16 protein-coding genes are annotated in these 19,402 nt (G+C 50.4%); 10 read left to right on the forward strand and 6 right to left on the reverse strand.

Annotation, left to right across the window (positions count from 1 at the left end):
- Positions 1 to 307 precede the first annotated feature (307 nt).
- Positions 308 to 2,737, forward strand: coding sequence for a leucine-rich repeat protein (locus ACKI3C_RS06560; protein ID WP_407403270.1), 2,430 nt, complete (start codon positions 308 to 310; stop codon positions 2,735 to 2,737).
- 478 nt (positions 2,738 to 3,215) lie between these two features.
- On the forward strand, positions 3,216 to 5,891 hold the full coding sequence (locus ACKI3C_RS06565) for a hypothetical protein (protein ID WP_407403272.1): 2,676 nt from the start codon (positions 3,216 to 3,218) through the stop codon (positions 5,889 to 5,891).
- Positions 5,892 to 6,299: 408 nt separating this feature from the next.
- Here the strand turns inward: ACKI3C_RS06565 and ACKI3C_RS06570 are convergent, their stop codons facing one another.
- Positions 6,300 to 7,202, reverse strand: a complete 903-nt coding sequence (locus ACKI3C_RS06570) for a helix-turn-helix domain-containing protein (protein ID WP_407403274.1) — start codon at positions 7,200 to 7,202, stop codon at positions 6,300 to 6,302.
- Between the two features lie 335 nt (positions 7,203 to 7,537).
- Between ACKI3C_RS06570 and ACKI3C_RS06575 the strand changes: the two genes are divergently transcribed.
- Positions 7,538 to 8,107 carry an NADH peroxidase gene (locus ACKI3C_RS06575; RefSeq protein WP_407403276.1) on the forward strand — a complete coding sequence of 190 codons (570 nt, stop codon included), beginning with the start codon at positions 7,538 to 7,540 and terminating at the stop codon, positions 8,105 to 8,107.
- A gap of 115 nt (positions 8,108 to 8,222) precedes the next feature.
- Here the strand turns inward: ACKI3C_RS06575 and ACKI3C_RS06580 are convergent, their stop codons facing one another.
- Complete coding sequence (locus tag ACKI3C_RS06580) at positions 8,223 to 8,660, reverse strand: DUF6717 family protein (protein ID WP_407403278.1); 438 nt, start codon at positions 8,658 to 8,660, stop codon at positions 8,223 to 8,225.
- Positions 8,661 to 8,931: 271 nt separating this feature from the next.
- Between ACKI3C_RS06580 and ACKI3C_RS06585 the strand changes: the two genes are divergently transcribed.
- The 5 genes from ACKI3C_RS06585 to ACKI3C_RS06605 all read left to right on the forward strand — a co-directional run bounded on the left by ACKI3C_RS06585 (position 8,932) and on the right by ACKI3C_RS06605 (position 12,393).
- Positions 8,932 to 9,597, forward strand: coding sequence for a DUF2461 domain-containing protein (locus ACKI3C_RS06585; protein WP_407403280.1), 666 nt, complete (start codon positions 8,932 to 8,934; stop codon positions 9,595 to 9,597).
- Between the two features lie 95 nt (positions 9,598 to 9,692).
- A complete protein-coding gene (locus ACKI3C_RS06590; protein ID WP_407403282.1) occupies positions 9,693 to 9,923 on the forward strand; it encodes a 4Fe-4S dicluster domain-containing protein in 231 nt (76 codons plus the stop codon).
- A 37-nt stretch (positions 9,924 to 9,960) separates the two neighbouring features.
- Positions 9,961 to 11,046, forward strand: a complete 1,086-nt coding sequence (locus ACKI3C_RS06595) for a 3-methyl-2-oxobutanoate dehydrogenase subunit VorB (RefSeq protein WP_407403284.1) — start codon at positions 9,961 to 9,963, stop codon at positions 11,044 to 11,046.
- Positions 11,047 to 11,062: 16 nt separating this feature from the next.
- Positions 11,063 to 11,836, forward strand: a complete 774-nt coding sequence (locus tag ACKI3C_RS06600; RefSeq protein ID WP_407403286.1) for a thiamine pyrophosphate-dependent enzyme — start codon at positions 11,063 to 11,065, stop codon at positions 11,834 to 11,836.
- Positions 11,837 to 11,856: 20 nt separating this feature from the next.
- Positions 11,857 to 12,393: a 2-oxoacid:acceptor oxidoreductase family protein gene (locus tag ACKI3C_RS06605; protein WP_407403288.1), complete on the forward strand. Its 537-nt coding sequence runs from the start codon at positions 11,857 to 11,859 to the stop codon at positions 12,391 to 12,393.
- 126 nt (positions 12,394 to 12,519) lie between these two features.
- Here ACKI3C_RS06605 and ACKI3C_RS06610 read toward each other — a convergent pair whose 3' ends face one another.
- Positions 12,520 to 13,521 carry a glycosyltransferase gene (locus ACKI3C_RS06610; RefSeq protein WP_407403290.1) on the reverse strand — a complete coding sequence of 334 codons (1,002 nt, stop codon included), beginning with the start codon at positions 13,519 to 13,521 and terminating at the stop codon, positions 12,520 to 12,522.
- Positions 13,522 to 13,720: 199 nt separating this feature from the next.
- Here ACKI3C_RS06610 and ACKI3C_RS06615 point away from each other — a divergent pair, with 199 nt between their 5' ends.
- Positions 13,721 to 15,394 carry an endonuclease gene (locus ACKI3C_RS06615; protein ID WP_407403292.1) on the forward strand — a complete coding sequence of 558 codons (1,674 nt, stop codon included), beginning with the start codon at positions 13,721 to 13,723 and terminating at the stop codon, positions 15,392 to 15,394.
- Positions 15,395 to 15,472: 78 nt separating this feature from the next.
- Here ACKI3C_RS06615 and radC read toward each other — a convergent pair whose 3' ends face one another.
- From radC to efp, 3 genes are all read right to left on the reverse strand, one after another.
- On the reverse strand, positions 15,473 to 16,192 hold the full coding sequence (gene radC / locus ACKI3C_RS06620) for a DNA repair protein RadC (RefSeq protein WP_407403294.1): 720 nt from the start codon (positions 16,190 to 16,192) through the stop codon (positions 15,473 to 15,475).
- The gene (gene dnaB / locus ACKI3C_RS06625) at positions 16,192 to 17,772 is read right to left on the reverse strand and encodes a replicative DNA helicase (protein ID WP_407403296.1); all 1,581 of its coding nucleotides are present in this window, start codon (positions 17,770 to 17,772) and stop codon (positions 16,192 to 16,194) included. The genes radC and dnaB overlap by 1 nt, the downstream gene beginning before the upstream one ends.
- 252 nt (positions 17,773 to 18,024) lie before the next feature.
- Positions 18,025 to 18,588, reverse strand: coding sequence for an elongation factor P (gene efp, locus ACKI3C_RS06630; protein WP_407403298.1), 564 nt, complete (start codon positions 18,586 to 18,588; stop codon positions 18,025 to 18,027).
- Positions 18,589 to 18,851: 263 nt separating this feature from the next.
- Here efp and rpmH point away from each other — a divergent pair, with 263 nt between their 5' ends.
- Positions 18,852 to 19,004 (forward strand): 50S ribosomal protein L34, encoded by a 153-nt coding sequence (gene rpmH, locus ACKI3C_RS06635; protein ID WP_407403300.1) that lies wholly within the window; start codon positions 18,852 to 18,854, stop codon positions 19,002 to 19,004.
- The last annotated feature ends 398 nt before the right edge of the window (positions 19,005 to 19,402 follow it).

A 19,402-nucleotide genomic window follows, 5' to 3' on the forward strand; every position in this document is an offset into this window, starting at 1 on the left:
CCACCGGCAGTCGTTTCACTCCCTTCGGTGGGGGTTATGTGCCCAAAGCAAGCTTTGTGCGTGTCGGCTTTCAGCCTCTAATTGTTAATATATTTTCAATGAAAAAATCAGTGAGTTCAGTGAGATCCGCGCGGGGAGTTCCATTGCTGAATAGTTACACAATCACGATTTAATTGTTAATAATACTTAAATCGGGGGGGTAATTTGTTAAGTATAGTAAAATGTCTAATTTTGCAAATAAAACTATAAGAATGCAATTGAATGCTTCATTTACATGTAATTAAAACCACATCAAGAATATATTATTATGAAAAAGATTCCCATTTTACTATTATCGGCTGTCGTGGCAACCGCAGCGCATGCGTTGACGTTCTCATCGACGAACTTCAACTATGAGACCATCTCCGACTCGGACGACGAAGTTAAGATTACGAGTATGACAAACACGGGTAAGTCACTGACCACTGTTACCGTTCCTAATGTAGTAACTGTTGGGTCAACTACTTACAAGGTTGCAGAGATTGCCGAAGGCGCATTTAAGATGAACGATGCTATGACCACTTGCGACATGGGCTCTTGCAGTTACTTGAAAAGAATCGGTGATGAGGCTTTCATGAACACAAGGGTCAATACCGTCAAGGTTAAGGCTACGGCGATTGGCACCCGTGCATTCTACGGTTCACGCCTCGCCAATATCGAGATCAAGGAAGGCGTGCAGGAGATTGGCTCTTATGCTTTCAGCTCATGTTCCAACCTGACGTCTCTCTCAATTCCCTCTACTGTGACCTCGATTGCTCAGACGACTTTTGTTGACAACTGCATCAACTTGACAGAGATCGTTGTTGACACCAAGAACACCAAGTATGCCTCTTATTTGGGCATGCTGTACAACAAGTCTTTCAGCACTCTTTACATTTGCCCCGCGGCTTATGACGGCATCAACCTCTACCAGAGTAGTTTCAAACCCAGTGTGACTGGTATCGGAACAAATGCCTTCAAGGGCAACCGCACCATCAAGAGCATTCACCTGCCTTACGGCGTGGTAACCGTAGGCAACGAAGCGTTTGCCGGAGCGGTCGTAGAGGGCGTGTGGATGCCAAGCACCATGTTGAGTTTTGGCAAGGACGTGTTCAGCAACTGTGGATCGCTGAAAGACGTGGGTATCAACGCCTCGACACTTCCTTATTTTAATGATTACATGATGAGGAATGCCCCTGCCAAGGCTACCCTGCACGTGCCTTATAGCGCTATAAACAAGTACAACGGCACCGGCAAGTTCAGCGGATGGACCGTTACCAACGGTTCTTATGACATCGGTACCGACATCAATTCCAATTCAAACATACGCAAGCCCCACAGCGGCTACACAGTAGTTAGCACCAAGGCCGAGACCATCGACGGCGTGCAGTATCAGGGCCGCGTGCGCTACGACTCGTGGTATCCCAAGTGGGGTTCAACCGAGCTCAAGATTGCAGCAAGCGTTACTTTTAACAATAAGAAATATATTGTTACCAGCGTGGGTCAGTATGTCGTTGACAATTACTCGGGCAACGGCGGCTCTGGCAAGTACAAGGTAACCCTGGGCGCGAATGTCGATACCATCAGTACATACGCATTCTATGGCGAGAAGCAGATGAACGCGCTCACCCTGAGTCCTAATGTGACTTACGTGGGCGACTATGCATTTGCCAACACTGCGCTTGCAAGTGACCTCTATTTCTCTTACGGATTGAAATATGTGGGTGCTTACGCGTTCAGCGGCACTCCCATCAAGAACATCCTCATCCCCTCGTCATGCAGGTCGCTTCACTACTACTTCGTTGCGGGCACACAGAGCCTCGAAAACCTCTACATTAACTATGGTTATCCCTCATCTTACCAGTGGGGCTTCAACAATGTTAACAGTAGCGCTACGCTGCATGTACCCGCAGAAAACATCGCAAATTACAATAGTAACACTGCTTGCCGAGGCGTTTTTGCGTCTATCAAAAGGGGCGCTTATGACTTTTCTTATCGTGACGGAAAAGACGGGACACAGTACCACATGACCGTCTTGAGTTCAACACCCATCACCGTTGACGGCGTGAACTATGCCGGCAAGGCCAAGTATGTTTATGCACCCAAAACCCGCAATGGCCAAATTACAGCGTTTCAATGTTCTGACTTTGAGACCGACGAGACCAATGGAGCCAACAAGAATTATCTCATTACCGAGATTGGCGACATGCTGTGTTTCAATGTAAGCAAGATCAACAAGGTGACTTTACCCAGTTATCTTGTGAAAATTAACGATGACGCGTTTTACGGAACAAGTATAACCGAAATTGAATTGCCCGAAACGGTAGAAAGCATTGGCATGAGTGCATTTTGGACAGATGCTCTCACATCAATCACATCACACAACATCATTCCTCCCACAACCAGTGATCTCGCATTCACGACCAACACCTATGAGCACGCAACCCTTTATGTCCCCGCAATAAGCGTGGATAAGTACAAGACTGCCAGCACTTGGAAGAAGTTCTTCGATATTAAGCCCATAGGCGGCGTGATCACCGTTACAGGTGACGTGGACAACAACGGCGTGGTTGACATCAGCGACGTGAACATCCTGCTCAACATCGTCCTGGGCAAGGACAGCGCAAGCAAGTACAATGGCCGTGCCGACGTTGACGGCAATGGCATTGTTGACATCACCGACGTGAATGCCACACTCAACATTGTACTGGGCAAGTAACCCCGATTGAACACAAGGTTTAAAGTGGGGTGATTTATATTGTCCCATAATTAACTCAACTTTAGCATTTGATAATAAATATTGCTAATTTGTTGTCCGGCAGGACAATACCTGAATAACCCCCACCGCCGAACGAAGTGGCGGTGGGGGAAGAAATGCAACATGCACCGCGTCCAGCAAGACGCTAATCGGAGCAAATAGGTGAAGCTCAAATGGTTTCACATGCTAAAGTTGAGTAATTATTTTAATTTCTTTCAGTTATTATTAAATCAGTGTTATCTGTGAGATCCGCGCGGGGAACCAGCAAAAAACATTACTGAATTTTTCCAGTACCCAAGCACGGTGCGCTAAAAAAACTGAATTATATGTTAAAGAGTGTTACCCCCCCCTAAATTTATGTGAATTTTTGTACTTTTGTGCTATTATGGTAAAAACCATTATAAAATTTTGTGCATTTGTAATTTCTAAAAAATTAGTAATGGAAAAACTTTTAAAGATTAAGCAATTGTTATTGTTTGTGCTTGTGTGCATGACGGCTGTCACGGTATCAGCGCAGACGCCAGTGAAGCTGGAAATCTCTGGCGATCTCGCTAAGACAGAGTATGCCCTATGGGACTGGGTTGATGCCACGGGACTAACGATAACGCTATCTTATGATGACGGCACCTCCCGACAAGTTGTCCTTGACGAAGAATGGATGGTGGAACACTGGGAAGATTTCTTTGAAGAATTCTTCAATAATTTCTGGATAGACTCCAACTGGGAAGAGATGGGGCACATGGGGCACATGGGCGAAAACATCCCGGTCGAGATGATTGCGGGATATCGCTACAGCTATGACCCCGAAACATATGAAGAAAAGTGGCTGGAAGCAACTGCAACATATTATGTGACCATCAACAAAGCCCGAGTGTGGGATGAAGGCTGGTGGGATTACGGTCGTGTTGAATTTTATGATGGGGAGAGGCTCATTGAGGAATATGAGAATAATTGCGTGTACCCTGGAACGTTGATTACTGCGATTATACACACTGTACCGCATTACCATGTGAGCGAACTGGCTGTCAAGAAATACATGGGTTGGGACGAAGAATCAGAGGAAGATATCTACGAAGACCTGGAATTTACTCAAGTCAACGATAGCACGATACAGTTTGTTATGCCCGAGGCCGAAGTTGAAGTGTGGCCCGAGTATGAAGAAGACGCTAAATGTACTTATACATGGCGAATATCGGGAACCGAGTCTGTTGTGACTGAGGGCTATGCAGGAGAACTCATAGAGACACCTGCCAATCCCAAGAAATATAACGGCAAGGTGTTCTGCGGATGGACTACCGATCCATTTCACGTAACCCCTAACCAGGAACCAGACCTTGTCGATTTCTCAACCTTTACCACCACCGAGGACACCGAGTTCACGGCGGTGTATGCCACTAAAACCGTGGTTGGCATAGATGGATACCAGAAAGTCACCGAGTTTGAATACCCCAAGTATGAATCCCCCGAGGATTGGGATGAGCAAGTAGCCGAGTTCTTCGAGAAATATACCTCAGGCACTAATCTGCTTGTGTATGAAAAGTCCGACACCGAGGCGTATGTATTTAACGGAATCGAGGAAGGACAACCCAACTGGGTTGAGGCTCCTATCACTATGGTAAAAGGTCAGCATAGGATTCTAAATGCCCCTGCCCATGCCGCCGTCATCAAGATGGATAAATTCTATCCTGATAACGATCTGCCTAATTTCGTGTTCAAGTTCAACAAGAACGGCAAAGACTACTGGCTCAAGGACGATTCTGAATGGCTGATTCACAACGAAGGAACCGAAGACGAATGGTGGGAAGTCAAGTGCAACGGCTTGAAGGTTGTGGATTACTTTATTCCCTTTGATGAAGAAAACGAAGAGTCATGGAACTATCAGTTTGCATTATATGAAATTGAAGAAGCTGATGATGTGATCGGTGCTGACAACTGGGGGAACATCTTGAGATTCAGAACCGATGAAGAACCACGAGGATTCTGCTTGACTCAGGAAGAAGAAATGTTTATCCCTGACCCCGATGACCCCAGTGAGGGTGAGTTGATTTGGTATATCCCCAACGAACCAGTATATCTCTACAAAGAGGTAGAAAAGGCTGTTTACAGCGACTTCACTACTGGCTCCGTTATGTCGCTGAGGGAATACTTCCTGCGCCCAGGTGATGAAGGCGGTTTCATCTCGGGCAATGGACTGCAAGTAGCAGCAGCATTCACGACTAAAGAAGGATGTAACTATCTTGTGGTTAAAGACGAAGATGAGTCGGTGAGATTCTTTACTTATCCGCGAGAGGACGATCATTCCTACTTTATCGCAGGCAGCAAGCGTGCGCAGGAGAAATATCCCCAAAACAACTGGGTTCTAGTGGAATTGGGCGATGAGGATGTGCAACCCTATCTAGGCAAATACTTGCAATATATAAAGGTTGATTATGGAGGCTACCACAATATGGCACCACTCACCGATGCGTCTATTGTCGTGGGCGATGATGTGCCTAAGCCTTATGAGCCCAATGTGTATTGTCCCGTCAATTTCCCCACTGTGCTAAGTTATTGGTCGAATTATTATGGTGATTATACCAGAATGTCGAGTGTTCCTGCAGGCGAGGGTGAGTATTATGGTCAGAATTTCTTCTTCATGATTCCCAAGCCATACGAATATGCAACTATCACAGGTGCAGTTTATGACCGGGAGTCTGGTCTCTTCTGCGTGCCCATGCATGACGAGAACGAAGGCATGAACAAGTACAATTTCCATGGTGCATTTTACCCGCTTTGGGATTATAACTTGGCAGGTGATGTTTCTGAACAGCTGCGTAGCGACGGTGGCTACACTTTCCATGCGATAATTATCCTTCAATATGCTCCCGCAAGCCCGAGACATGGCGTTTCGCCTGACCCCAGCAAAAAGGCTTGGGAGTTCTTTGCAGCCCCGGTTGATCTTATTGACCCGCACATCGTGACCGATGTGACCGATGTGAATGCTAAGAAGCAGGTGAAGAGCATCAGCTATTTCAACCTCATGGGTGTGGAAAGCGCTGAGCCCGTTGATGGTGTTAACATCATGGTAACAACCTTCACCGATGGAACTACCTCTTCAGAGAAAATCCTGAAGTAATACAAAACAGGTGATTAATCATAAAAACTCCCGCGGCACCAGCGCTGTGGGAGTTTTTTTGACTTAGGGTGGGTTCGTAACTATATTATTGTTGTCCGGAAAAAAAAGAAAATATTTCTATTTTGATTTTATGCTTCACTTAGAAAATAGCTTGCTCTGCAAGCAAACTTTTTCTCTGATTTTCCAGGCTGGTAAATGACGACGGAGTCGTCACATTGCATCGTAACCGATGGCCGCAGGCCGTCGGAACAAAGGAGCATATAGCAACCGGCCTCGAAGTGGCCGCACAAACAAAAATGCCATCAAAGGGACAGTCCCTCTGATGGCATTTTTGTGGTCAATCGTGGCAATACGGGCTTTACTGCCTCCGCAGCAAGGACTCTCCGAGCAGATTTCATCTGCGTGAGATTACCTAGCCCCCTCCTTTATGTATTCGGTGCGGAAGTCGGCCGGGAGCATGCCTGTGCGGCGCTTGAAGAATTTGACAAAGTAGGACGCGTCGTCAAACCCCAGATTATATCCTATCTCCTTGACCATGAAATCGGAGTATCGCAGCATGCGCTTGGCTTCGAGGACAATGCGTCCGTTGATGATTTCGAGTGGCGATAGGGGAGAGCATTCGGCTACATAGTTTGTAAGTGTCTTTGTGCTCACACCCAGCAGCGAGGCATATTCCTTGACCGTGTGCAGCTGGCGGAAGTTGCGTTCCACCTCTCGACGAAATGCCAGGAAGGTGCGGTGCGATGGCTTGGTGTGGTTCAATGCCTGTGCCTCCATGCCGCTGCGTCCGCGCTCGATGCGTATGATGAGCAATCTGATGAGCGAGCGCAGATACTCTTTGTGCCCAAGCCTGCCGCGTTGCTGCGACTCGTCGCGCAGCGCGTTGATGATGAGGTCGAGGTGGGCCGCATCGTCGTGGGTGATGCAGTGGAAAGGAACCGAGTCGGCGTTGAACAAGTCATATTGCAGATAGGCCACGTCCTCGCCTATGGTGTCGTTAAGCAAGTCGGCACACACTTTCATCACATATCCGCAGTGGTCGTGCTTCTTGTCGAACGTGTGTACCTGCCCCGGCGAGATGAAGAAGATGGTGTTGGGCAGCACGGGATATTCGTTGAAGTCAACGTAGTGCACACCGCCTCCGGTCTTGAACCAAACTATCTCGTAGAAATTGTGCACGTGGGCATAGTCGGCCTCAATGCCCTTCTTCTCGTCGAAGAATGCCGGCATCTCCACCAGTTCCACGCCACCGCCTGCCGGTGCCTCACACACCATGTCGTAGAGGCTATATATCGATTTGAGCTGTTCCATATTATTGTTTAGGTGGGTTCTATTAATTCTGGGATAAATTTATTGATTATTTCGGTCGCTTAACGACACCGTCGTTATAATAAAATCTATTCAAAACATTTCTCAAAATCGCCTCGACATAATTAATAGAACCCACTTTTAGCGAATTATACCATTGCAAAGTTATATAAAATTTGATACACGCAATGGTAAATTTGGGAAAATCTTTTAATATTTTGTTGTGTGTTCCCAAATTTACCATTATGATATCCTTTTTTACTTTGCCGGGTGTGGAAATAGCAGTAATTTTGCATTGTCAAAACGAAATACTAACATTTAAAAACAACGATAAGATTATGAATACAACAAAATGGATATGCCCCGTATGTGGCTACGTACACGAAGGTGAAAACGCTCCCGAGAAATGCCCCCAGTGCAAGGTTCCCGGTAGCAAGTTCAAGAAGATGGAAGAGAATGCGGCATTGCAGTTCGTCACCGAGCATGAGCTGGGCATCGCAGGCATGATTCCCCAGGGTCCCGAGGGTGATTTCGTGCGCCAAGGTCTCAAAGATCACTTCCTGGGCGAGTGCACCGAGGTGGGCATGTACATCGCGATGAGCCGCCAGGCCGACCGTGAGGGATATCCCGAGATTGCCGAGGCGTTCAAGCGCTACGCACTCGAAGAGGCCGACCACGCAGCACGCTTTGCCGAGATGCTGGGCGAGGTAGTGTGGGACACAAAGACCAACGTGGAGAAGCGCATGATGGCCGAGGAAGGCGCTTGCGCTGGCAAGATGGACATTGCCCGCGTGGCTAAACAGCTCAACCTCGACGCCATTCACGATTCAGTGCACGAGATGGCAAAGGACGAGGCACGCCACGGCGCAGGCTTCCAGGGATTGTTCAACCGATTCTTCAAGAAGTGATCTACAAGAAATAGTATAGAGAAAATGTTGCTTTAATGATTGCAGTATAGAGAAAATGTTGCTTTAATGATTGAAGTGTGTCCACGAGAACCATCCCCGTGGACACACTTGTTGCTTATTTGTTACCCTCTTTTACTGGCTTTATGTAGATGTATTTAGGGTAATGACCCAGGACGCACAGTGTGACCGGGCATATCCAGATGTCGCGGTCAAAGCCCTCGAGGCCGTGAACATCGTAGAAACTGCCTTTGGTGAGCTCGTATGCCGTCTGCACACACTCGATGTAGCCGGGATGTTCCTCTTGCTGTTCGCGCGGGAGCACTTCGAGCGTCACGCGGTTTTCGCTATCCTCGTCGCTCAAACGATCCAGGAGTTTGTCGCTGCCTGCCACCATGGCCAGGTTGTATCGGTCGCCCTCCCAGGGCATGTCAATGTACCACAGTTTGTCTTCGGGTACATAAACAAAACTCAAAACATACTCCTTCTTGCGTGCGCCAAGAATACCTTTGGCAAAGGTCGATGCAACCTTTGCATAGCTAGTGATTTTCTTCATAATTTTAAAATGATTGGTTAAACTATCAACTCCCGGAATTGGAGTCGTGTGAGGCCATATATCATAAGAAATATATATGGGCGTGTGTAAATTTCACACTGCAAAGTTATAGAAAAAAATCGAATTATGCAAATGTGTTGAATGATAGTATTTTAGCGCGTATGGCACGATATTTGCTAAACATCGCCCGCAATGTCAAGAGTCACAAAAATGGCAATTAAGTGAGGTTTCTCGGCTTTTTTCATTAACTTTGCACAAAAAGAAAACCGCAATGAAAACTCAAAGTAATATAAAGGAAATACTGGCTTTCCTCAGCCTGCTGGAACAAAACAACGACCGCACATGGTTCAAGGCTCGCAAGGACGAGTTTGACGCGCTGCGCAAGCCATGGGAGGCCGACCTGCAGCGACTCATCGACACCGTGGGGCAGTGGGACGATAGCGTGCGCGGTCTTCAAGCCCGCGACGCAGTGTTCCGCATCTACCGCGACACGCGTTTCTCGCACAACAAGGCACCCTACAAGACCTACTTCTCGGGCGTGGTGGGACCGCGCGGACGCCATGCCGTCACTGCATGCAGCTACCTGCACATCGAGAACAACAACATCATGGTGGCTGGCGGCATTTGGTGTCCTGAACGACCAGTCCTCAACCAGTTGCGTTCGCTCATCGATGCCGAGGCAAGCGAGTTCCTTAAGATAGTCAACAACCCCGAGATTGCCCACCACTTCAAGTGGGAGAGCGATTCGCTCAAGAAAGTGCCGCGCGACTATCCCGCCGATCACCCCATGGCACACTTCCTCAAAATGAAGGACTACGTCATCGTCAAGCGAGTCACGCCCGAGTATTTCGACTGCGACGACTGGGTAGAACGCGTTGCCCAAGACTTCAAGCGCCTGCAACCTCTCTACGACTTCCTCAACTACGTGTTCGAGTAATGGCGGGTAATAAACTTTGGTAAAAAGTTTGTTGTTTCATTATTTATTATTACTTTTGTGATATCGTTGAACAACTTACAAAATAATACATTGCTATGGCTAAAGTAAGAGGAGCAGTAACGGTCAACACCGAGCGATGCAAGGGATGCAACCTGTGTGTGGTTGCGTGCCCCAGCAAGGTGCTTGACTTGCAGCAGAAAGAAGTAAATAACCGAGGTTATCACTTTGCCTACATGGCTCAGCCCGACAACTGCATCGGTTGCCAGAGTTGCTCGCTCGTGTGTCCCGATGCCTGCATCGAGGTCTATCGCGTGATTGAGAAATAAAGGGCTTGTAACAAAACACTAAAATCAAGAAACCGCAATGAACGATAAAGTAACATTGATGAAGGGTAATGAGGCCCTGGCAATGGCCGCTATACGCTATGGCGCCGACGGCTACTTTGGCTATCCCATCACCCCGCAGAGCGAAGTCCTCGAGAAACTCGAGGAGGAAATGCCGTGGGAAACCACTGGCATGGTTGTGCTACAAGCCGAGAGCGAAGTGGCAGCAATCAACATGGTCTATGCCGGAGCATCGTGTGGCAAGGCCGTGATGACTTCCACTTCTAGCCCCGGATTCAGCCTCATGCAGGAAGGCATGAGCTACATGGCTGCCAGCGAGGTGCCCGCACTCGTGATCAACGTGATGCGCGGCGGCCCTGGCCTGGGAACCATCCATCCATCGCAGGCCGACTATTTCCAGGCTTGCAAGGGCGGCGGACACGGCGACTACCGCATGATCGTGCTTGCTCCCGCCAGCGTGCAGGAGATGGCCGACTTCGTGGGACTGGGTTGGGACTTGGCGTTCAAATACCGCTGCGTCTCGATGATCCTTGCCGACGGACTTATAGGCCAGATGATGGAAAAAGTCGTCCTGCCCGAGCAGCGTCAGCGCCGCACGCAGGAAGAAGTGGAGAAACAATGCCCCTGGGCGGTTACTGGCCGCACTGGCATGCGTCCCAAGAACATCATCACATCGCTTGAACTCGACGACGACATCATGGAGGCCAATAACCTACGCTTCCAGGCCACCTACCGCCTCATCGAGGCCAATGAGGTGCGCTGCGAGACCGTCGATACCGACGGTTGCGACTACCTCATCGTGGCATTCGGAAGCATGGCACGCATCGCCATGAAGACAATGGAACTCGCTGCACAGGAAGGCATCAAGATAGGCCTGCTTCGCCCCATCACACTGTGGCCTTTCCCCAGCAAGGAAGTCGCACAGGCTGCTGCCGGCGTGAAGGGAATCCTGGTTCCCGAACTCTCGGCTGGCCAGATGATCGAAGACGTGAAGCTTGCTGTGGACTGCAAGGTGCCCGTGAAGCACTTTGGACGCATGGGAGGCAACGTGCCCACACCCGAGGAAGTTCTCGAAGCTCTCAAGAAAGAATTAATTAACGCCTAATCTTAGCCTTTTCATTATGAATAACAATGATATAATTCGTCCCGAGAACCTGGTTTACAAGAAACCGTCGCTTCTCAACGATGCACACATGCATTATTGCCCCGGCTGTAGCCACGGTGTGGTTCACAAACTGGTGGCCGAGGTAATCGAGGAAATGGGTATGGCGGAAAAAGCCATCGGCGTTTCGCCCGTGGGATGCGCCGTGTTTGCCTACAACTATATCGACATCGACTGGCTTGAGGCTGCTCACGGTCGCGCAACCGCTATGGCAACTGCTACCAAGCGTCTCATGCCCGACAAGCTTGTGTTTACCTACCAGGGCGACGGTGACTTTGCCGCTATCGGCACATGCGAGAGCATCCACTCTTGCAACCGTGGCGAGAACATCGCTATCATCTTCATCAACAATGCAATCTATGGCATGACCGGTGGCCAGATGGCTCCCACCACTCTGCTGGGCCAGAAGACAGCCACCTGCCCCTACGGCCGCCGTCCCGACCTCAACGGATACCCGCTGTCAATCACCCCGCTGCTGGCACAGCTCGACGGCACTTGCTACGTCACACGACAGAGCGTCCACAAGCCCGCATCGGTGCGCAAGGCCAAGGCTGCCATTCGCAAGGCTTTCGAGAACAGCATGGCTGGCAAGGGAACATCGGTTGTGGAGATTGTGAGCACCTGTAACACCGGCTGGAAGATGAGCCCCGAGAAGGCCAACCAGTGGATGGAAGAAAACATGTTTGCCAAGTATCCCCTTGGCGACCTCAAGGATGTGGAATCTAAAGGTTAAACACTAAAACGAAGACTATTATGAAAAGCGAAATAATTATTGCAGGTTTCGGCGGGCAGGGTGTCTTGTCGATGGGTAAGATACTTGCCTACTCAGGTCTCATGGAGGACAAGGAAGTGTCTTGGCTTCCCTCCTATGGCCCCGAGCAGCGCGGCGGCACAGCCAACGTGACCGTGATCCTGAGCGATGAACGCATCTCGTCGCCCATTCTCAACGCCTACGACATCGTCGTGGCACTCAACCAGCAGTCGCTCGACCGCTTCGAGAGCCAGGTGAAACCCGGCGGTATCCTCATCTACGACAGCTACGGCATCAACCAGCCTCCCACACGCACCGACATCACCATTCACCGCATCGATGCCACCGAGGCCACATTCGAGATGAACAACAGCAAGACCTACAACATGATCGTCCTCGGTGCAATGCTCAAAGCATCGCCCATGGTGACCATCGAGAGCGTGCTCAAAGGCTTGAAGAAAACCCTCCCCGAGCGCCACTGGCACCTCCTCCCCCTCAACGAAGAGGCACTAAACAAAGGCATGGAACTAGTGAAGTGAAATCTCTGGAAAGTCTAGAAAATCCAGGCTCTCCAAAAGATAGATAAAAAAAGATGGCAACCCTATCGCAGGTTGCCATCTTTAGTATGTAGCCACTGTGTCGCAAGCATCAGCTTGCGATAAATATCATTTCCCCTTTCGCATGGCGATTTCTTCCTCGATGTTGCGGCCGTGGCGCAGGAGGATTTTCCACGTGAAGGCCTTGATGAACCCCACGCCGTAGCTGCCCAGCTGGATGAAGCTGGTAGCGATAGCCATCAACGAGATTTTGAGGCTCTTGGTAGAGAACAAAGCGCTTATCCACAGCATCACCACATAGAGTGCCAGAGGCAATATTGCCCACCAGTGCCACACGATAGACAGCACGATCATGGCGAGACACCCCAGCACAAACACTGCCGGCAGGGTGTGCACGAGCTTGAGGCTGTCGGGGTAGAGCAGTTTAAGGGTGATGCGCGACATCCCGAAGACGTAGGTCTGCCGGGCAAACTTGGCAAAGCTGGTGCGGCGCTTGTGGTAAACGCAGGCTTCGCGTATCAGGTTGATGGCAAATCCAGCCTGGCGCACGCGGGTGCTCATGTCAATGTCCTCGCTGAACATCTCGCGGAATCCGCCCACCTTTTCCCACACCTGGCGTGAGTAACCCATGTTGAACGAGCGAGGCACGAATTTCTCGAGCTGCACCTTGCCGCCGCGTATGCCGCCCGTGGTGAGGAACGCCGTCATCGAGAAGTTGATAGCCTTCTGCACGTCGGTGAAATCGTCGCTTGCCGAGTCGGGGCCGCCGAAGCACGGCACAGGGTTCTTCTCTAGCGCGGCAGTGAGTGCGGTGAAGTAGCCGGCAGGAATGACGCAGTCGCTGTCGAAGAACACAAAGTAGTCGCCACGGGCACGCTCGATGCCGTGGTTGCGGGCTATGCTGCGACCCTCATTGTACTTGAAGTAATAGTGAGCATCCACCTGGCCGGTAGCCGCCCAGCGCTCCACGATGTCGCCGCACGGGTCGCTCGATCCGTCCTCTACGATGATCACCTCAAAGTTCTTCTTGTCCTGCTCGGCAAGGCTCTTGAGCAGTTCCTCTATTTCATCGCGCCTGTTATAAACGGGCACTATCACTGAAAAAAACATAGTCGTGCAAAATTTTTTACAAATTTAGTAAAAATGTTTGAAGAAAATAACTACATACCAATGTTTTTTTGCGGACTCCCCGCGCGATTTTACAGATAACACAGATTTAATAAATTGGTGTATAGTTACTAAAAATTTGTCTATTAGCGAAATTTTGTGTAACTTTACACGCTTTTTTACTATTAACACATTTACAACAATGCAACGCAATAACTGTATATTAATTACTATTTTAATGCTTGCCTGCGGTTTTGCTGCCCAGGCTGCTATTCCATCAGGATACTACTCTTCACTCAACGGAAAGAGTGGACGCGCGCTCAAAGATGCTGTCCACGACCTCGCTATGCACCACACCGTGCTCAGCTACAACAGTCTGTGGACTTATTTCCCCTCCACTGACTGCATGCCCGACAACAAGTCGCGCGTGTGGGACATGTATAGCGACAAGGCCTACTACTTCAACTCAAAGCCCGGTTGGTCCACTAGCGGCATGAACCGCGAGCACTCGCTTCCCAAGAGCTGGTGGGGCGGGGATGTGATTCCTGCTTATACCGACATCAATCACCTCTTCCCGAGTGATGATGACGCCAACATGGAGAAGAGCAATCACCCGCTGGGCGAGGTCTCTACTGCCCAGTTTGACAACGGCGTCACCAAGGTGGGACCTCCCAAGGCTGGACAAGGTGGCGGTGCAAGCCGCGTCTTCGAGCCCGACGACCGATACAAGGGTGACTTTGCACGAACCTATTTCTATATGGCTGCGTGCTACCAGGACCTCAAGTGGAAATATACCTACATGCTCAACAACGCCACATGGCTCACTCTCAACCAGTGGTCTATCGACCTGCTGCTCAAGTGGCACCGCAACGACCCCGTGAGCGACAAGGAGAAGAACCGCAACGATGCCGTGTATCGTGCACAGGCCAACCGCAACCCCTTCATCGACAACCCCAATCTGGTAGAATACATCTGGGGCGACAAGCAGGGACAGGTATTCACCGAGGGCGGTGAAGTGACCGGCGACCCCGAGCTGCTCACTCCCGCACAGGGCACTCAACTCAACTTCGGCGAGGTTGCGCTGGGCAAGAGCCTCACGCTCACCCTCTACGTGAAAGGTGCTAACCTGACCAATAAATTGAGTGTTGACATCTATCGCGACGACGCAAGCATGTTCAAGTCATCGGTTTCTAGCGTTGACCGTGTGGCTGCTTGCAGCGCCGACGGCTACCCCCTGGCTGTGACTTACACTCCCACATCTCTGGGCGACCACAAGACACGTCTTGTGATCAGCGACGGCGGACTCACTGGCAGCGTGGGAGCCGAGCTCACAGCACAATGTCTGCCCGTACCCACTTTGAGCGGAGTGCGAGCTCTGCCGGCTACCGACATCACCGACTCTACATTTGTGGCCAACTGGGAACCTCTGGGCACCGAAGACATCGACTACTATGTAATCACCCACAACATCTACACCAAGCAAGGCGGTGTGCTCGATAGCGAGGAAATCCTCACCGACGACGCCGAGCAGACCAGCTACGAGTTCACCAACCGCAAGGATGGTTACTCGCACACCTACACCGTGCACAGCTATCGCTTGGGATACACCAGTGCAGAGTCTAATGTGATCACTATCGATGCAGCAGGCATCAGCGGTGTGCAGGCCGATAAACCTGTGGCATTTATCGCAACAGAGGGCGGTGTGCTCGTGAAGTGTAGCGAAAGCATTGCCGACGTGAATGTCTATACTATCACCGGCAGCATTGCAATGCACTTTGACCGTCTCGACAACGACACATTCATCTATCTGCCCATGGGCGTGTATGTCGTGACTAGCGCACAATCAACCCGCGCAACCAAGCTGGTGGTAAGATAACAAATTCTGGAAAATAGAAATGCGCCTGTGGTTTCCTGCTAGGATGCCACAGGCGCAACTATTTTTTTTACTGGTTCTTTACAGGTTGCCGTTGTCGTTGTAGCTGTAATAGTGGCCGGCGCGGCACACGATGATGTGGTCCACGAGTTCGATTCCCATCACCTTGCATGCTTGCTTCACGTTGCTGGTGAGCGAGTTGTCCATGCCGCTGGGGCGCGGCGTGTCGCTAGGGTGGTTGTGGGCCAGGATGATGCCGTCGGCCAGGCGCTCAATGGCGGGTTTCATTATCATTTTCACGTCGGCTACGGTCATAGCGGTCCCGCCGCTGCTCACTCGCTCGTGATGCATGATGCGCTTGGCGCGGTCGAGAAGCACCACGTGCATCTCCTCGTGGGGCAGATGCTCCATGCGTGAGCGCAGGTACTGGTAGGCGTCGTTGCTCGACCTGATTTGGCATGCGTCGTCAAATTTTTCCATGTGGTAGCGTCGTCCCAGTTCGAGGGCGGCCAGTATCTCGATAGCCTTCACTTCGCCTATTCCGCGATAGTTTTTCACGAGGTCGCGTATTCCCATGCGGGCCATGCGGTAGAGCTTGTCGTCGTTGTCGCGCAAGATGCGTTGGCACAGGTCGGTCACGCTTTCGCCCACCGAGCCGCTGCCCACGATGATGGCGAGCAGCTCGGGTGTGGTGAGTGCTCCGAAGCCTTGGGCTTTGGCTTTCTCGCGCGGGCGGTCGTTCTCGGCAACCAGGTTTTTGAGTGCGCGCGAGGGTGACTTGTCGCTATCGTTGCTATACATCAGAACGGGGGTTGGATTTCACCAGGGTCGCTGTTGAGGAAGGCATCATTGGGGCCGAATGGGGCAGGGGAGCCGAGGTTGTCCATAGGTGGGACAGGGCCTCCTGCGGGAGGAAGCGGGCTCGACTCGTTCATCTTCGATTCCATAGTGGTCTCGCGTGTGATGTTGTAACTGTCGTCCCAGTTCTCGAAGCGTGCAAACTTGTGCACAAATCTCATTTCCACGTCATCGACGGCGCCGCTACGGTGCTTGGCAATGATAAACTCCGCCTTGCCGCGTATGTCGTTGCCCTCGGCGTCCTCGCTGCTTTTGGTGTAGTATTCCTCGCGGTGAATGAAGCACACGATGTCGGCATCTTGCTCGATCGCACCCGACTCACGCAGGTCGCTCAACTGCGGGCGTTTGCCGCGCTTGTCGTCGCCGCGCTGCTCCACGCTACGGTTGAGCTGCGAGAGGGCGATGATGGGGATGTTGAGGTCCTTGGCAAGGGCTTTGAGCGAACGAGAGATGTTGCTCACCTCCTGCTCGCGGCTGCCAAATTTCATACCCGATGCGTTCATCAGCTGCAAGTAGTCGATGATGATGATGCCTATGTTGTGCTCGCTCTTGAGGCGGCGTGCCTTGGTCTGGAATTCAAACACCGAGAGCGAGGGGGTGTCATCAACATAGAGCGGGGCAGTGTAGAGTTTCTTGGACCGTGTCATGAGGCGTTCCCAGTCGCCGCTGTCAAGCTGGCCGCTCTTGATCTTCGAACCTTCGATCTCGCACACGTTGCTGATGAGACGGTTCACGAGCTGGAGGTTAGACATCTCAAGCGAGAAGATGGCTACCGGGGTGTTATAATCTACCGCCATGTTCTTGGCCATAGAGAGCACAAAGGCGGTCTTACCCATTGCAGGACGTGCAGCGATGATGATGAGGTCGCTGTTTTGCCATCCCGAGGTGAGTTTGTCGAGTTTGTGGTATCCTGTGGCGAGTCCGCTCAAACCGCTCGTGTTGTTGGCAGCCTCCTGTATTTTCTTGATGGCATCGTTGATCACAGGGTCAATCTGCGTGACGTCGCGCTTGAGGGTGTTTTTAGAGATTTCAAAAAGAGCGCCCTCGGCCTCTTGCATGAGGTCATAGACGTCGTTGGTCTCATCAAATGCCTTCTCCTGTATGGTGCTGCTGAAATGTATGAGGCGGCGTGCTATATACTTCTGCGCGATGATGCGCGCGTGGAAGTCGATGTTGGCCGCGCTCGACACCATGCCGGTGAGTTGGGAGATGCGGGCAGCGCCGCCCACTGCCTCCAGGTTGCCGTCGTTGCGCAGCTGCTCGGTGACGGTGAGCATGTCGATGGGGCGTTGCTTGGCACCCAGCGAGACTATCGCTTCATAGATGTGCTGGTGAGACGTGTCGTAGAAGCTCTCGGGCTTGAGGATGTCGCTCACCACGGTGTAGGCTTCTTTCTCTAGCATGAGCGCGCCTAGCACGGCCTCTTCGATCTTGAGGTCTTGCGGTTGCAGCTTGCCATATTCGCTCACTGCCTGTTGCTCATGTTGTGGCCGACTGCGGCGGCCAGTGTTGTTGTCGGGCATGGTGGTATGTTATAAGTGTAAATGATTTTTGTTTTTCACGGCAAAGTTACTGAAATTTCTTTATACATTAAATATATCGAGCGAAAAGAAATCAACACGTTGTTAACAACCACTCCATTAAAAATGTAATCGTCACTCCCGTCACTCCCGTTACTATCGTTACTACCGTTACTACCGTCACTCCCGCAAAAAAAACACAAGGAGAACCACAGCAGCGGCTCTCCTTGTGTTTTATCGGTCGTGATATTGAAATCAGCGAACGCGGCTCTGGTAGCTACCATCGCGAGTGTCAACCTCGATGGTCTCGCCCTCGTTAACGAAAAGAGGCACGCGCACTGTTGCGCCAGTCTCTACTGTGGCGGGCTTGAGAGTGTTGGTTGCTGTGTCACCCTTGATGCCGGGCTCGGTGTAAGTAACCTTGAGCTGAGTCTTAACGGGCATCTCGGCGAAGAGAACTGTCTCGGTAGAAGCATCGCTAACAACCTCAACCACGTCGCTTTCCTTCATGAAGTCAGCGCCAGTGATCATGTCCTTTGAGATAGGAATCTGCTCGTAGGTCTCCTGGTTCATGAAGATAGCATCCTCACCGTCCATGTAGAGGAACTGGTAGGGGCGACGCTCTACGCGCACGTCCTCAAGCTTCTCACCGATGTTGAAGCGACGCTCCAGAACGCGGCCGTCAACCACGTTTTTGAGCTTGGTGCGCATGAAGGTGTTACCTTTACCAGGTTTTACGTGAAGGAATTCAATGCAGAAATACAGATCTCCGTCGAGGCGGATACAAGTTCCGTTTTTGATGTCTTGAGCGTTAATCATAAAATGTTTTTTGTAATTTATTATTTTTGTTTTGAATTTACTTTCAATGCATAATCGACTACAAAGATACTACAAACATAGCGCCCTCGCAAGAATTTTACGCCTTATTTTATTTTTAATGTGATATTTCTTCTTTTGTCGCTATTTTTTTTGATTTTATCCAAATAAAAATAACGTCATTTCTTGTGTATTCAGAAAAAAGTGTGTAATTTTGCAGTCGCATTTTGCAAAAAAGGAAAATTAAACAAAAAAATTAAATAGAGATGAAAAGAACATTCCAACCCTCGAACATTAAGAAGGCTCACAAGCACGGTTTCCGTCATCGCATGAAAACTGCCGATGGTCGCAAGGTTTTGGCTCGTCGTCGTGCTAAGGGTCGTTACAGCCTCACTGTAAGCGATACTGTTTACAAGTGATTCTAGGTGCAGTGCCACAGGTACTGCGCTAGGATCCTGCCATTAAGGGCAGGGCAACATGGCAAAGAAGCATAGCCGTTATAATTGCTCAATAGGGCAATTACAACGGCATTTGTTGCATTGTGTAATAACTTATTTTCCTTTCTATGTAACCCCCAGCTCATCCCTCACCATCCCTCACCATTCCCCTCTATTCCCCTCTATTCCCCTCCATTCCTCTCCATTCCTCTCCATTCCTCTCCATTCCTCTCCATTCCCCTCTATTCCCCTCTATTCCCCTCTATTCCCCTCTATTCCTCTCTATTCCTCTCTATTCCTCACTATTCCTCACTATTGCTCACTATTCCTCTCGATTCCTCTCTATTCCTCTCTATCCCTCTCTATCCCTCTCTATTCCT

This window comes from Sodaliphilus sp. (assembly GCF_045598405.1).
GTDB lineage: Bacteria > Bacteroidota > Bacteroidia > Bacteroidales > Muribaculaceae > Sodaliphilus > Sodaliphilus limicaballi.

Bases quoted from the DNA above. Each gene is read 5' to 3' on its own strand.
- radC (WP_407403294.1), bottom strand. From the start codon at position 16,192: ATGTATAGCAACGATAGCGACAAGTCACCCTCGCGCGCACTCAAAAAC.
- ACKI3C_RS06580 (WP_407403278.1), bottom strand. From the start codon at position 8,660: ATGAAGAAAATCACTAGCTATGCAAAGGTTGCATCGACCTTTGCCAAA.
- rpmH (WP_407403300.1), top strand. From the start codon at position 18,852: ATGAAAAGAACATTCCAACCCTCGAACATTAAGAAGGCTCACAAGCAC.
- ACKI3C_RS06595 (WP_407403284.1), top strand. From the start codon at position 9,961: ATGAACGATAAAGTAACATTGATGAAGGGTAATGAGGCCCTGGCAATG.
- ACKI3C_RS06575 (WP_407403276.1), top strand. From the start codon at position 7,538: ATGAATACAACAAAATGGATATGCCCCGTATGTGGCTACGTACACGAA.
- ACKI3C_RS06570 (WP_407403274.1), bottom strand. From the start codon at position 7,202: ATGGAACAGCTCAAATCGATATATAGCCTCTACGACATGGTGTGTGAG.
- ACKI3C_RS06615 (WP_407403292.1), top strand. From the start codon at position 13,721: ATGCAACGCAATAACTGTATATTAATTACTATTTTAATGCTTGCCTGC.
- ACKI3C_RS06610 (WP_407403290.1), bottom strand. From the start codon at position 13,521: ATGTTTTTTTCAGTGATAGTGCCCGTTTATAACAGGCGCGATGAAATA.
- ACKI3C_RS06600 (WP_407403286.1), top strand. From the start codon at position 11,063: ATGAATAACAATGATATAATTCGTCCCGAGAACCTGGTTTACAAGAAA.
- ACKI3C_RS06560 (WP_407403270.1), top strand. From the start codon at position 308: ATGAAAAAGATTCCCATTTTACTATTATCGGCTGTCGTGGCAACCGCA.
- ACKI3C_RS06565 (WP_407403272.1), top strand. From the start codon at position 3,216: ATGGAAAAACTTTTAAAGATTAAGCAATTGTTATTGTTTGTGCTTGTG.
- ACKI3C_RS06585 (WP_407403280.1), top strand. From the start codon at position 8,932: ATGAAAACTCAAAGTAATATAAAGGAAATACTGGCTTTCCTCAGCCTG.
- ACKI3C_RS06605 (WP_407403288.1), top strand. From the start codon at position 11,857: ATGAAAAGCGAAATAATTATTGCAGGTTTCGGCGGGCAGGGTGTCTTG.
- dnaB (WP_407403296.1), bottom strand. From the start codon at position 17,772: ATGCCCGACAACAACACTGGCCGCCGCAGTCGGCCACAACATGAGCAA.
- ACKI3C_RS06590 (WP_407403282.1), top strand. From the start codon at position 9,693: ATGGCTAAAGTAAGAGGAGCAGTAACGGTCAACACCGAGCGATGCAAG.
- efp (WP_407403298.1), bottom strand. From the start codon at position 18,588: ATGATTAACGCTCAAGACATCAAAAACGGAACTTGTATCCGCCTCGAC.